This window comes from Thermogutta hypogea (assembly GCF_055386265.1).
This window is the reverse complement of record NZ_AP042425.1, coordinates 86,372-99,707: the sequence shown is the minus strand read 5'-3', so window position 1 is coordinate 99,707 and position 13,336 is coordinate 86,372. Positions and strand designations below refer to the sequence as shown.

Below are 13,336 nucleotides of genomic sequence, written 5' to 3'. Positions count from 1 at the left end.
AGGGCCGTTCGTCACGAAGCGTCGAAATCATCCCACGGGAATAGCTCGGCCTCGGCTACTGCGGGGCGTTGTTATCGTCGGCCGGCGGGGCGGCATCCCCCGCTTCGGCATCAGGCGGGGCTGGCGGCTCAACAGCCGGCGCGTCGCCGCCCGGCGGAGGTGCCCCGACCGGACCGTTCCCGTCGGCGCCGGCAATCTCACCGGGCGCTGAAAGGAGATAGCCGCCCCAGAAAAACGGGTTCTCCATCCGCAGGGGCTGATCGGGCGCCTTTTTTTGAACCCGGGGCTCCTGGGCGGGATCCAGCGGCGTACTCATGATCAGCAGTACGGCCCGGCGAAAGGCCTCCGCGGCCCCCCTTTCCCCTTGCTCTTGCAGGAACTCTCGCACCAGCGTAAGAGCGCTTTCGCCGCCGGTTCGCCATCGGCTGATAACCACCGTTCGCGTGCCGCAAGCGGCCAAAGCCGTGAGAGAAAGGAACAGCTCTTGACCGGTGGGCACGCCTCCCGATCGCTTGAAAGCCGATTCGGCCGCGGTATGAAATCCCGGCGCGATGAGAACCTTGGGGGCCTGCCAAGGCAAGGCCAACCAGTCGGCCAAGGCATTGCCCGCTGATCCCGACGGCAATGGCGCCCAATCCAAGGGCATCGTGGTGTTTTCCATGTCCGCCAGCACGACTAGGCGATCGAAGAGCGACGCCAAAACGCTGCCGTTGAGGGCATTGCCGGGGGACAAGGGAACGCTCGCAGGCACGGCTTGGGCCAGCACGTCGAAGCGTTGTTGTGCGGCCGACGCCCCTTCTTGCGGGAAGAGCCGACCGAGGTACACCCCGGTCCGCGGCTGAACGCCCAGCCCCGGTGCCGGTGTAACCGCCAATCCGGCGGTCGGGCTGTAGCGAATGGGGTGCTTGGCCACCAAGGGCACTCGCTGTTCGTCCGCTTGCACTTGCAGCAATTCAAACGGCAGATGCCACAACGCCCCGTCGGGTACGATGATTAGCTCGCCGAATTCCGCCGCCAAATCAGCCTTCGATCCGCTGGTAATAGCGTCGAGGATACTTTCCGCCGTATTCTTCCACGTCGTATCCGCGGCCTCTTTGATGGAAAATTCCCGATTGGCATCGTATTGCCCCAACTGCTGGAGCAAGGTGGTAAGTTGCCTTGCCAAGGGTGCAACGCCTCCGCGAACGCGCCACGCCTCGTACCGATCCTGCGTGTGCATAAAACCGTAGAGGTCGTTTCCAATGGCGAAGAACGATAGCAAAACCGTCCCTTGGGGCAAGCGACGCTGGATCTCCTTAGTAGGCAGAACGGGCGGAAACCGCTCGCCCGCCGTTTCCCGACCGACGGCCACCGACCGAAGCAAGGCCTCGATTCTCCCATTGGTCGCCGCCCATTGGTCGAGGGCCTGCCCCAACGTCTGCCAACCGGCGTTATCCGCGGGGGGCAACGGCATCGCGCGGAGCCGTGCGTACATCTCCTGGGATTCCCGGATCATCGCGGCCAACGTGGGATACTTACCCAAGACGTTGGTCCGTTCGACGCGGGCCGCACTGCTCAGCTCCTCTTCGGGCGCCGCGACCAATCGCCTTACGGCGTCCAGTCTTCCGCCCAATGGTAGCGCCGCTTCGAAACGATGGCGTTTGGCCCTCTCCGCGATCTGCAAGGCCTCGTCCGTCAGGTTTCTCTCCCAAGCGATGAGGAACCACTGCTCGAACAAGGTGGGGTGCGGCGTCGCCGTCACGGTCAGCGACTCCAAGGGATCGACGGCCCAATCCAGCCGGCTGGGATCGCGAAGAAGGATCCCGTACAGTTCCATGGCCGTCTTGGGGGTGATCGGTCCCCGCATGGTGATTCGTCCGCTCGTGTAGATGGTCGACAGCCGCCCTAATTGGAATAGCCAGAGCGAGCGAGTCCGCATGCCGCCGAGGGAGGTTGACAGCGCTGCTTCACCGTCCTTGATGTTGCCGGCGTGAAGAAACATGACGGCGCGGAGGAAATTCCAGCGATCGGCAAGCCGCCCCGCCGCGAGATCGGTCCGCGCAAAGGCCGACTGGGCCTCGTCCAGAAGCGTGCCCACAGCCACCCAGTTGCCCGCCGCCGCTTGCAGTTCCGCCGAGGACAAGGCCAACGACGCTTGCACATGGCGGAGCCGCTTGGTACGTGCCCAGGCCGCAGCGGGCACCGAGGGCGGATAAACACCTTGCGTCCCGCTCAAGAGGTGCGCCAAGGCGGCCCAACGAAAGGCCTCCTCCAAGGCGGCGGCGTCGGGATAGACGACCGCCGGGAACGTGGCCTCGTGGAAAAACCCCTGGGCGGCGGCAAAATCCCCCCGACTCAAGGCCAATCGTCCCAGTTCGATCAATGCGTAGGCCGTCATGGGGTGATCGTACTGTCCCGCCGCCGTGGCGGACCGCGTAAGCATGGGAATCGCCTCGTCCAGCCGGCCGTCGGCCTGCATGGCCAGACCCAGCATCAAATCGATCCAGCATTGAGACCAATGATTCGGCGGTCCCGGTCGCCGCGACCAAAGGTTCAACAAGTCCTTGGTCATGGGATCGACGGGCGCCAGCGGTCCCAGCAGCTCCATGCGGCGACGCATGGCCAAGGCGTTGCAGCGCAGAATCTCGACCACGTTGATGGGCTTGAGTTTGGCCGGCATGGCCACGCCGCCCTCTTGGAACGCCCTGGCCCACTCCACGTTGCCCAGCAGAATCAGCATCTCCTCGGGATAATTGGCGAATCGCGACGTACGGGTTCGTCCTTGCCACGGAACCGATTGAAACGCCGCCTGCGTGGATGGCGTCAATTGAGGGAGGAATTGCACGTAGTTGAGCCAATCGGGATAAGCCAACGACAGTTGCAAGGCCGCGTTATAGCTGTCCAAGGCTTGATCCAATCGGCCCATTGCGTACAGGGCTTCGCCTTGCATGGTCAAATAGCAGATGGAATCGACCCAGCGCTGCGCACCCACCCGAATCGCGCTGCGGTAGCAACTCTCGAAGTTCCGCAAGGCGTCGCGCACGCGGCCCTCTTGCAGCGCAACAATCCCGGCATAGTAGAGGCCGGGCGGAATGCGGGTATCGGCGGCCACTTGAGCCGTCGCCGTACGCCATCCACCAGCCCATACCAGGGCGACGACCAGCAGGCAGCAAGCCGCTTTCCCGATGCGCAGAACCGGCCGCCATGATCGGTACTCGCCACGAAACCCTGCCAACCGGGGCGAATCACCGCACCAACCATATCGGATCACTGCCGGTCGCGGCATGCTATTGCCCTTCCACGTTCGAACCACACAACACGAAACCGTAGCCGTTCCCGCGCCGGCCGCAGGCACGCCTTATGGGCCGTTGCCGCCCGAAAAACGTAGCCGGGCCATTCACTCGCTCAAGGGGACTTTGCGACTTTCGTCGATCTCCCCGCGAGAATCGGGAAAGTTCCCGTGAATGGTTATGCGAAACCCTGACGGCTTTTGTATTCGGAGTTGCGCACAGCATTGGTTCAGCGGCGTCAGCACCCGGCTAGATGTATATATCCCCCCACATCGAATACATCAAATCTTACTGCGCAGGGTCGCCGGGACCGGCTTGCCGACGTTACGCTGCCCACACAGCGACGCGCCCAAGTGAGCCCAAGTTCTTATTCCGCGCAGCAAACCTAAAGGAGTAAAAAACGTTGCAAATTCGTGTTTGCTTGTTTTCACAAGTCGCCTGTCTGCCGTCGGAACGGCATGCTGTACAAATACTTCGCAAAACTTCCGTTGTATCTCAGGCGTGCGGGAAGCACGTGCCCGCTCGGCGGCGATCAATCCTCGGCAACCTCCAGGAACAACGCATCCAGGGGCGGCAGTGCCGCCGTCGGACCGATCGGTTGTCCGTTATTTGTTTCCGTATCCTGTCCCGATGTTCCGGAAATCCGCCTGAACCGTACTCCGGGGGCGATCGCCGCGAGATCGAACGCGACCGGATGCAACGACGGATTCGCCAGGACGATGCCCCGCTCGAACCGCCGGTAACGTGCGTCGGGGGCAGCGTGTGCGGACATGTCGTGAATGACCACCTGTTCCCGGCCCTCGAACACGATCTCTAATTCGTACGTGCCGGGCTTCAGGCCGCGGAAGTAGAATTCCGAAGAAAACGGCGTTCGCCCCACCCAAGATCCGTGCTCGGCCGATCGATACGAGAGGCGAACCGGTGCCGAGCTTCCCACCCATACATCGCCCCAAAATGCGTGGTCGGTCGTGGCGTCGTCGTTCGGACCGGCGTCGGCGATAAACCGCAGCTCAAAGGATCGGCTCTCCTTTTCCCCATCGTCTTTGCCCTCGTTTTTCCCCGCGAGCTTCTCATCCAGCGGAATATCGTGGGTCTCCCATCGCGACGCCACCTGATTCCGCTCGAACAAGACGGTCGGCGGACCGAGCGTGATCGAACCCTTGCCGGTCTCGATGGGTCGGGCTTCGACGCGAAAGACGACGCCGTCGCTTCGGCCCGGCGCTCGCTCGCCCATCCCGGTCGCAAAGTGCAGGCGAGAGCCTTTGTGAATGGAAACGGTCGTGCTCCACCAGACCGATCCCTTCTTAGTCTTGTAGGGCGGATGCGCGGCAAAGGCGGGCAAAGTCGTCCCGCCCAAGGTCGTCGGACCGGCCCACCGCAGGGAGGCGCCGGTCTCGCCACTCAAAGCGCGCGGTTCCTCGCCCCGCAACTGCATCATCGCCGAGCCTAGACTCTCCAGGCGCATCAGGTCTCCCTGCGACCGCAACCCGACCTTCACGTAACGGGCCATCGTGGCGGGATAGCCGGCAAGCGGATCCGACGAAGCGGTCATCCGGAAGTACAAATCCTCCCCGTCGATGGTTACGGTGATCGCTCGTGCAATCTGCTTCGCCGATGCGGGCGCATCAACCAACATGGGGTAGGAGACTGCCGCCGTACCGGCCGAGCCGTGCTGCCTCAGCGACGCCAAAAGGTTCGGTGCCTCGACGGCAAGGGTCTTCGCGGGATCCAGCGGCTTGCCCAACCAACCCAATCGCCGTTTCTTGCCCGCCCAAAACTCGTCCCAAACGGCGATGGGAAATTCCGAGTCGCCCCGCGGCGGAGCGTAGGAGTAGCAGATCGCCGCATCGGTAAACACGGCCGCCGCAAACGCAAGCCGGTGCCTGCCCCAAGGCAGTTCAGGATAATATTGTTCTCCTGGTTTTTCGCCGGGAGCGATGAACTTGTGATTAACATAGTTGAACACAGGCGGGCGGGAAAAAGCGGCCCAATAGGCATGACGATTCAAGGCGCCCGACCAGTCCTCGATGTCGTGGTCGGACAGGTGCGGAAAGCCCTCGCTTTCGATCCCGTTGAGGATGCCGAAGCCGCGCTGGCCGCCGTCCTGCTGCTGCCCGTCGGCCAAGATCAGCTTGTCACCTCCCATCCGCTGCCGTAATTCTTCGAGGAATCGGATGACGCCCAATCCGTACACATTGACTCCCTCGATGACGCCGTCGTCGCCGATCGCGTCGGCATTGCAGTCCAAGGGGCGATTCCCGCCGCTATGACGGAACGCCAGGACGTCGAACTCCAGGCCGTCGAAGGCGGCCAACTCCCCGCCGGGGGCGAAACGGTCGGCCAAATCCTGGGCATGGACCTGCCAACAGGTTCGGCCCTGTAGGTCTTTCGGGCAGCAGGTCGCGTAGTTGTAGAACCACAAGAGGTTGGAGCGCCGTCCCCACGGCCCCTCGGTCGCGTGAGCCGCGGCGTAGGCCTTGCCCGCGGCAAACGCGCGAGGCTTCGTCCCGTAGCATCCCCGCCGGACGGTGATCGTCTTGTTTGCCGGGTCGGCGGCGACCAGTTGCACCTGCTCGGAACGGAACCAGTTCGGTCGCCCGTTTTCATCCAGCTCGCATAGCCCGATCTCGTCGTTCTTGTCGCGGTATCGGCCCATGTTCATGCGATACAACGTGGGATCGGCCACGCGAATGACCGTTTGCCCCTCCTCGGCGGGCACATCCTCCAAAATCACAGAGCCTACGTGATACAGCCAATGCCCGGCGAAGAATTCCTCCGGCTCGAACCGCGGGTCCCGGGCGTTGCCGTTGTAATGCAGCAGCACCGCTTGATCCGGATGGCGGTCTTTGAAACGCGTAAAATAGTCGATGTTGTCCGGGATCGTGCCAGGGATTTCCTCATCCAAAGCCTTACCCATGATGCCCAGAAGCCGACTGAAACAAGCGTCCCAGTCGTCGTAAGGCATTCTCTTTCCGCGGGCGAAGGATTCCGTCTGGCGAAAGAAAAACACGCGGGGATGATCCCCGGCGACGATCGGCAGCTTGTCCGGCGGTAGGCCGACTTCGGCCCCCATCGTCGCGGGGGGGACGGAAAGGATAACCGTCAATAGAAACACCGCCTGCCGGCCGCCGGTCCACGCCGCCATGGGTCGTTCCTCCTCCGCCTTCCGTTCCATGAGCTTCGGTTCTTGCCGGTAGCACCGCCCTCGCCCGACACCGCCGAACGGGCCGTACGCCGTTTGATCTCTCTTGATCTTACGTCTGGAAGCGAGATGTTTCCAACGCACGGCGGGTCAGGCTAAAGTCGCATCGCCTGTAATGACGATAACGACTTTGACGATCCTGTGGGTTGCAGGGTTCCGACAGCATCGTACGTCGTGCGGCCGGGCGGCTCGCCATGCAGCGACGTACAGTCCTCGGTCAGGAAGATAATACAGCAGGAGGTTGGCGATGAGCGGCCCGAAGACCCGCGTTAAAGGGCTGATCTGGATTCTGGCAGGGGTCGTTTCCGGGGCACTGTTCGCCGGGACGGGCTGCCAAGTGGATGTGGGAGGACAAATGCTCCCCAGCCCATATTATCTCAAGGACGACGTCCAATACTTCCCGCCGGGGACGGAATTCAAGCTCTCGCGCGAAGCAGCGGCTCTGAAGGAAGCTCAGGCCCGGCAAAACCAAGCCCAATAGCCAAACCCTCTCGTGAGAATGCGAGGCCGAGGACGGTCCGGGCAAGTCGCCGAGGGCCGTCCGAGCTTTTTTCCGAGGGAATCGTTTCGAGTTGCGACCGGAGGTCGGCCGATTCCTTGAGGGAGGCAACTCCCGCAAATTTCGGAATCGCTCGCGGCCGACCCACGTTCCGCCGAACGGAACTGCCGGCTCCCACCTAAAGACCGCCCGGCCTGCGCGACTGCTCGGAAAAGCCATGTTCGAAAACAGCCGCTGATCGACGACTTTGTGGGGACGGCTCTACCCGGAGCGGAGCGACCGCGATGGTCTTTCTCCAACTCCAATTCTCCGAATCCGTTCAATTTTGGATCTATCTGATCCTAATCTGGATCGGCTTCGGCTTCCTGGTCGGCTTGGCCGCCCGCATCATATTTCCCGGTGAAGAACCGAGCGGCGCTCTCGGCATCTTGGTCATCGGCCTGCTCGGCTCGACCATCGGACCGCTCGCTCTGCAAGCCGTTTGGCGATTCGAATCCTTTCACCCCATCAGCCCGCTGGGCGCCGTAGCGGCAGTCACCGGGGCTTCGGCTCTGCTGGTGGGCTATCGATTCCTCTTGGTTTTGGCGGCGGAGCAGGCCGCGCGGACCACTCGCCAAGGGGCGCGGCGACGCCCGGCTTCGGTCCGAGGCGGATGGTTCCTCGATCCGCCCGAAGATGAGGATTGAAGCCCCCGGCCTTTCCGCCGACGAGGCATTAAGAGAGGCGTTCCGTCAACCTCGGATCCGGGGGCGGCAGGGCGGAAAGCTCCCCCCTCACCAGATTACGGAAGGCCGCGGCCTGTCGAATTGCCGCCACGGCCGCCTCCGGACAGCGATCCGCCACGTCGTTCATTTCCCAACGGTCATCCGGTTTGACGTAAAGCTCCGCGATCCGCCGAACCGTCGCCACATCCGGGAGTTGCGGCGAGTCCGAATCATCCGCGCAATCGCCGCCCGATGCGGTAAGTTGGGGCAACTCGGAACCAACCGATTCGCCGGGCTTCTCGGACGATCCGCGGGATGTTAACGCGGCATCGCTCGTTCCCTCGTCGAACGGCAGCAGCTCCAGAGTCATATCCACCAGTGCCAACCAAGACGGCGTCCGGACACCCACCGCAGCCGGCTCATCACAATAACAAAACAGCCGATCTCGCACCCCTTCCAAGGCGCCGCGAATGACCGGCATCAGACTTTGCCCATCCACCTCGGGAATCGACGGAAGCGGCAGGTCGCCACCGGAATCGATAGCGTTTATGCAAGTCGCTTGGTTGGATTGGGTTGCAGTCTCAGGCGAGGGTGCGGCAGGGTCGCTCATCGCTTCGATCAACGTCGGTGCAAGGTCGTGAATATAGCACAGGGCGTGACTACGATCGGCTGCGCCCTCGTGGCTGGGAAAGCGAAGCAGCAGGGGGCAACCGATCCGCTCATTCCGGGGCGACATTTTCCACATACCAAGCCATCCGTGTTCTGCCAACGGAAATCCCCCGAAACCGGCCAGGGCAAGCACGCTTTGGTCCTTGAGGCCGCTCAGCGAAATCGCCTGAAGCAGTCCCCCCAAACACAGATCCAAAAGCACAACCTGGCCGGCATAGGCTTGGACGAACGGCAACCAGGAATCGGGATCCGCGCCAGGAGGGAAATAGTGTCGCGGGGCAGACACGCCATTCCAGGGAGGCGGATCTCCCTCTTCTTGATATCGCTCCCGAAATTCCGTCGGACAATCCCAAATCCGCGAAAACCCGCCGAAGTGACACCACAACAAGAACGGCCGATCCTTCAGGTTCGCCAACATATCCGAAACCTGGGAGAAAAACCCGGCCGTCCATGTTTCCGACCAATCGGAGCACGGAGTCGGCGGCAGGCCCGCCAAAACCCCCTCCCACGAATCGGCCCGCCGTGCCTCGATCCGCCGACCGGAGAGCAGCTCCACCGTGTCAAATGACCGTGCCGCCGGATCTTGGAAAAGCCGCGGATCATCCGTCACAAACAAGCCCGTACCCTCGCGCGCTCGAACCGCTTGCAGGAAGGGCACAGTAGCCTCGGTGCCGTCCCAGTCCTTCAAGCCTTGTCGCGCAAGCAATGACGGATGCCGGCCGGTCAGCAGCGAACGGAACAGAAGGGACGCATCTTGTTCCGCCGCGACGCAATGATCGAAGACAAACCCTTCAGCGGCGAGGCGGTTGAGGTGCGGCGTGAAAACCCAAGCGTTGCCGTATGGGCCGAGGTATTCCGGCCGCAGCCCATCAACAACGATCACGATCGCATTTCGCATGGCTGCCGTTTATCCTTTCCTTCGGCAATCGCTCCCGCTTCGCGAATCGCCGCACCGGTCTTACTCCCCCGAGCACGGAATATTTGGTGGAATTCCGGCCCTTCGCGCAAGGCTCAGGAAGTCGGTCATCGCCAATTCACGGACGCACAGGTCAACCTCGCTCGCTTGTACGTTGGGGACGGATCGACCTCCTTTATCTTGCCTGATTGCAGGCGGCGGCGAAATAGCGGCCTTGGTTTGCCAACTTTCAGGCAAGTTGTTGGCAAAGTTTGCCGATTATTCCGACAGCAACGGCGGCGACGGGTTTGCCGCCTGCGTTCGGTTTGCGTGCCGAACCTGATGCCTCACTCGGTTGAGGGGTACCCTACGCCATGATCCCCGGTCGCAATCTCGACCTGCTTGGTTCCCTACTCCCGTCCCGCGCCCGCTTCGCAGCGATCTTCTCCCTGATCGCGGCCGTGACGCTTGTTGCATCGGGCTGTCGGACCATGGACTTCTACGACCCGGGGCTGGAACAGACGCCGCCCACCGCCGAGTTGGAGCCGCCGCGGGAATTGGCCAAGGTCTCCTTGCCCGCCTACCGCCTGGAGCCGCCCGACGTCGTCCAGATCGAGGTCCCCAAGATGGTCCCCCTCCCGCCGTATCGGTTGGAGGTTTACGACGTGCTGCAAGTGGACGTGATCGGAACGCTGTTGGACCAGCCCATCGCGGGCTACTACATGGTGGAGGCCGAGGGGACGATCAATCTGGGGCCGGCCTACGGTTCGGTCCGGGTGGCGGGCATGACCGTGGAAGAGGCCCGCTGGGCCATCGACCAACACCTCCGGCAGATCCTCCGCGCTCCCGAAGTCGCCGTCCAATTGGCCCGCGCTAGCGGCTTGCAACCGATCAACGGCGTCTACCTGGTGGGTCCCGACGGGACGATCAACCTCAAGCAATACGGGGCGGTGTACGTGGCGGGGATGACGCTCCCCGAGGCCCGCGAGGCCGTGCGGCGGCACCTCCGGCAATTCCTCGACTCGCCGGAGGTCTCGCTGGAAGTGCTGGCCTACAACAGCAAGGTGTACTACGTGATCACGGAGGGGCCGGGCGAGGATGACAACGTCATTCGGCTGCCCTGCACCGGCAACGAGACGGTCTTGGACGCGGTCGCCCAGGTGGGCGGCGTCTCGCAGGTCTCCAGCAAGAAAATCTGGATCGCGCGGCCGTCGCCGGCGGGGACCGGCTGCGAGCAGGTCCTGCCCGTGGATTGGAACGCCATCACGCGGGGCGGCAACACCGCCACGAACTACCAGGTCTTGCCGGGCGACCGCATCTTCATCGCCCACGACGAGATGATCGCCATGCACGCCTGGATCGACAAGATGGTGGCCCCGGTGGAACGCCTGTTCGGCTTCACCAGCCTGGGAACCTCGACGGTCCGCAGCTTGCAAACCATGGGCCGCGGATACAACCGAAACCGCAGCGGGTTCTAGACAACGACGTATCGCAAGAGAAATCGCCTCGCGGTACGGAAAACCCTCTCGTGGCAAAAGGATAACGATTATCGGCGGAAAGACTGCCATACGATTGGAGACGCACGGAGGATGGTTTCGTAAGCAGTCCCGAAGTCATGGCGTGCGAATTGCCGCGTCCTGCGTGTGACGGCAACTCGATAAGGATATTCCGTTTCCGTAACCTCGCCCAAGCGGAAACAAACTTTCGGATGCGTAAGGAGAAATCCCGGCATGACTCATGCACGACGACTCGTGTTGCTTTCGCTTCTGGGAATCGGCGCAGTGTCTGCAACGACACGCGCTTTTGCCCAGCATTACGCCCACCAATGCCCGGACGTCTGCGCCACGTGCAAGGCCAATGTGGACTTTTACGGCCACTATCCCACGCGCTGGCGTCCCTGGCCCGGCGAATCGCGGATGGACATCCGCTTTCCACAAGCCATCGGGGCCGAAGAGGTCCGGCGTCCGCAAGGCAGCCCCAAGCCGAAGGTGCCTGTCGAAAAACTCGAACCCTTAACGCCGCAACGCTCGTCACTCCTGCCGGGATATCCCCCCGCCGATGGCGGCGACGATCGGGAAACGGCGCCGCCTTCCCCGTCGGCGACCGATATGTCACCGCAACCGCCGACGGTAATTCCGGAACCAAGTGCACCACCCACGCCCTTTCGCACCGAGCCGATGCCGTCGCCTGCCGCACCGGCACCGTTACCGAATGCCGATGAAGTCCCTGCCGCGCCTCCGGCCGCCACCCCCGATTCCGCGTCCCAAAGCATGACGCTGCCGCTGATCGTGCCGCCGATCAGTTCCGCGTCGGTCACTCCTCAACGCGGCCCCGTGATTAGCGTTCCGCCGGTCGATCGGTTCGAGGTGAGTTCGTCCGTGCCGCCCTCACCATCTGCGTCCACGAGCGCCAACGCGGCTTGGGGGGGCAACGACTACTCCGGCTCCAACGGCGGGGCACCGATGCGACTCTCGTTGGGAGCCTCCGGGGGCAGCGCGGCTGCGTCATCGTCTCCCCTGGTTATTCGCAACCCGATGGTGCAGGGCGGCGAACCGTCCTCGGCCCCGGGTGCGCGGCCGGCCCCCGCGACGACGGCCCAGTCAACGCTCGGCACGGAAGTGTCGCGGCGCGAATGGTTGCCGGAGGTGAAACCGGGACCGAACGCGTTTTCCGTTGGGGCGGCTTCCGGCCGGGCCGTCGCCCCGGCCGCCCCGGCCGTCGCAATCCAGACGGAAAGGCCGGCTTCTTCCGAAATGCAACAAGTCGGCTACGTCGGATTGAGCATCCCGGAATCCGCTTCCCAGGTCGGCTTCGAGTCCGGCAGGAACGCGACCTCCGCCCCCTTGCTGGACGGCTTCTGCCCGGTCCAACTCGTCGAAAACGAGCAGTGGATCAAAGGTGCGCCGAGGTTCGCGGCCGAATGGAAGGGCCGGGTATATTGGCTTTCCGATGCCGCCGCGCTCAACAAGTTCGTCGCGAACGCGGAACGTTACACGCCGGTGCTGTCCGGCCTCGATCCCGTCATGCTGATGGCGGGCGAACGCAAGGACGGACTGACCGACTATTGCGTGGTGTACGACGGCCGCTTGTACATGTTTTCCAGTGCGGCCACACTCGCGAGGTTCCGGCAATCGCCGCGTCCGTATGCCGCGTTCGCCGCGAGTGCCAACCCGTAACTCGTTATGACCGGGGCCTTGGGCCACGGGACGTTCCCGGGCACCGTCCGTCGGTACGTTCAGAGCTCTAGGGGGAGGTATTCGCTCGCAACTTCGGGCGACTGTGCCGAACACCCCGGCTTGAACAAGGCGCATCCTTCATCCACAGGGTTGAAGTCACCTTTTGCGTGTGAGCGATTGGAGGAGTCGTGAAGGCGTGAGCCGCTTCGGCGGCTCTTGCCGTTTCTTGATGGGCCGGCACATGGGATCGAGTGAGTGCCGCCGCTAATCCCGCGCGTGCTCCGAATGGAAAGCGTGATTCAGGCCGGGCTAAGACGCCGCATCTTGGATCGGGCGCGGCTGAGAATCGGACCGATGCTGTTGACGGGGATGCCGGTCGCTTGGCTGATTTCTTGGTACGACTTCTCTTCCAGATGGTACATCCGCACCACGGCGGCTTCCTGGGATTCCAACAAACCGAGCAAGCGTTCCGCCTCATCCCGGGACATGAGGCGATCCTCCTCCGTCCGCTTTCCGGCACCGCCGTCCGCCGCTTGGGCGGCGGCGTCGCCCAGCGTAACCGCCTGGGTCTTCCGCTGCATCAAAGAACGGACTACCACGCGACGGGCGACAATGGTGAGATACGCCGCCAGGCTGCACTTCCCCTTGAAGTGCCGCAGCACCGCGAAATCGTTTTCCAGAAGAGCCAAGAACACGTCGGCGGCCAGATCGTCCCGCAACTCGGGAGTCAACCGAACGCTCCGCGATTGGGCGGTGTGCTGAATAACATGAATCACCAGGCCCAGAAATCGATCCACGAAATCCTCCCAGGCCCTCGGCTTGCGATGCAAGCAACGGTCGAGCAGATGGCGATCGATTTCGGAAAGCACCACTGGAGAACCCTTTCGAGACGGGTCCAACCGCCCTAAGTGGGAGATTCGCC

8 protein-coding genes are annotated in these 13,336 nt (G+C 62.9%); 4 read left to right on the top strand and 4 right to left on the bottom strand.

Annotation, left to right across the window (positions count from 1 at the left end; translation table 11 throughout):
• Positions 1-55: 55 nt before the first annotated feature.
• Both ACZ5B4_RS00345 and ACZ5B4_RS00340 read right to left on the bottom strand, forming a co-directional pair.
• Complete coding sequence (locus ACZ5B4_RS00345) at positions 56-3,265, bottom strand: CHAT domain-containing protein (protein ID WP_464912449.1); 3,210 nt, start codon at positions 3,263-3,265, stop codon at positions 56-58.
• Positions 3,266-3,801: 536 nt separating this feature from the next.
• Complete coding sequence (locus tag ACZ5B4_RS00340) at positions 3,802-6,444, bottom strand: hypothetical protein (RefSeq protein ID WP_464912448.1); 2,643 nt, start codon at positions 6,442-6,444, stop codon at positions 3,802-3,804.
• 274 nt (positions 6,445-6,718) lie between these two features.
• Here ACZ5B4_RS00340 and ACZ5B4_RS00335 point away from each other — a divergent pair, with 274 nt between their 5' ends.
• Together ACZ5B4_RS00335 and ACZ5B4_RS00330 are read left to right on the top strand one after the other, a co-directional pair.
• The gene (locus tag ACZ5B4_RS00335) at positions 6,719-6,952 is read left to right on the top strand and encodes a hypothetical protein (protein WP_464912447.1); all 234 of its coding nucleotides are present in this window, start codon (positions 6,719-6,721) and stop codon (positions 6,950-6,952) included.
• A 302-nt stretch (positions 6,953-7,254) separates the two neighbouring features.
• Positions 7,255-7,656, top strand: a complete 402-nt coding sequence (locus tag ACZ5B4_RS00330; protein ID WP_464912446.1) for a GlsB/YeaQ/YmgE family stress response membrane protein — start codon at positions 7,255-7,257, stop codon at positions 7,654-7,656.
• Positions 7,657-7,684: 28 nt separating this feature from the next.
• Here the strand turns inward: ACZ5B4_RS00330 and ACZ5B4_RS00325 are convergent, their stop codons facing one another.
• Positions 7,685-9,241: a sulfatase-like hydrolase/transferase gene (locus ACZ5B4_RS00325; RefSeq protein ID WP_464912445.1), complete on the bottom strand. Its 1,557-nt coding sequence runs from the start codon at positions 9,239-9,241 to the stop codon at positions 7,685-7,687.
• 371 nt (positions 9,242-9,612) lie between these two features.
• On the opposite strand from ACZ5B4_RS00325, the gene ACZ5B4_RS00320 reads away from it, so the two are divergent.
• A complete protein-coding gene (locus ACZ5B4_RS00320) occupies positions 9,613-10,716 on the top strand; it encodes a polysaccharide biosynthesis/export family protein (RefSeq protein ID WP_464912444.1) in 1,104 nt (367 codons plus the stop codon).
• 252 nt (positions 10,717-10,968) lie between these two features.
• A complete protein-coding gene (locus ACZ5B4_RS00315; protein ID WP_464912443.1) occupies positions 10,969-12,414 on the top strand; it encodes a hypothetical protein in 1,446 nt (481 codons plus the stop codon).
• Between the two features lie 299 nt (positions 12,415-12,713).
• Here the strand turns inward: ACZ5B4_RS00315 and ACZ5B4_RS00310 are convergent, their stop codons facing one another.
• Complete coding sequence (locus tag ACZ5B4_RS00310) at positions 12,714-13,211, bottom strand: RNA polymerase sigma factor (protein WP_464912442.1); 498 nt, start codon at positions 13,209-13,211, stop codon at positions 12,714-12,716.
• Positions 13,212-13,336: the final 125 nt, after the last annotated feature.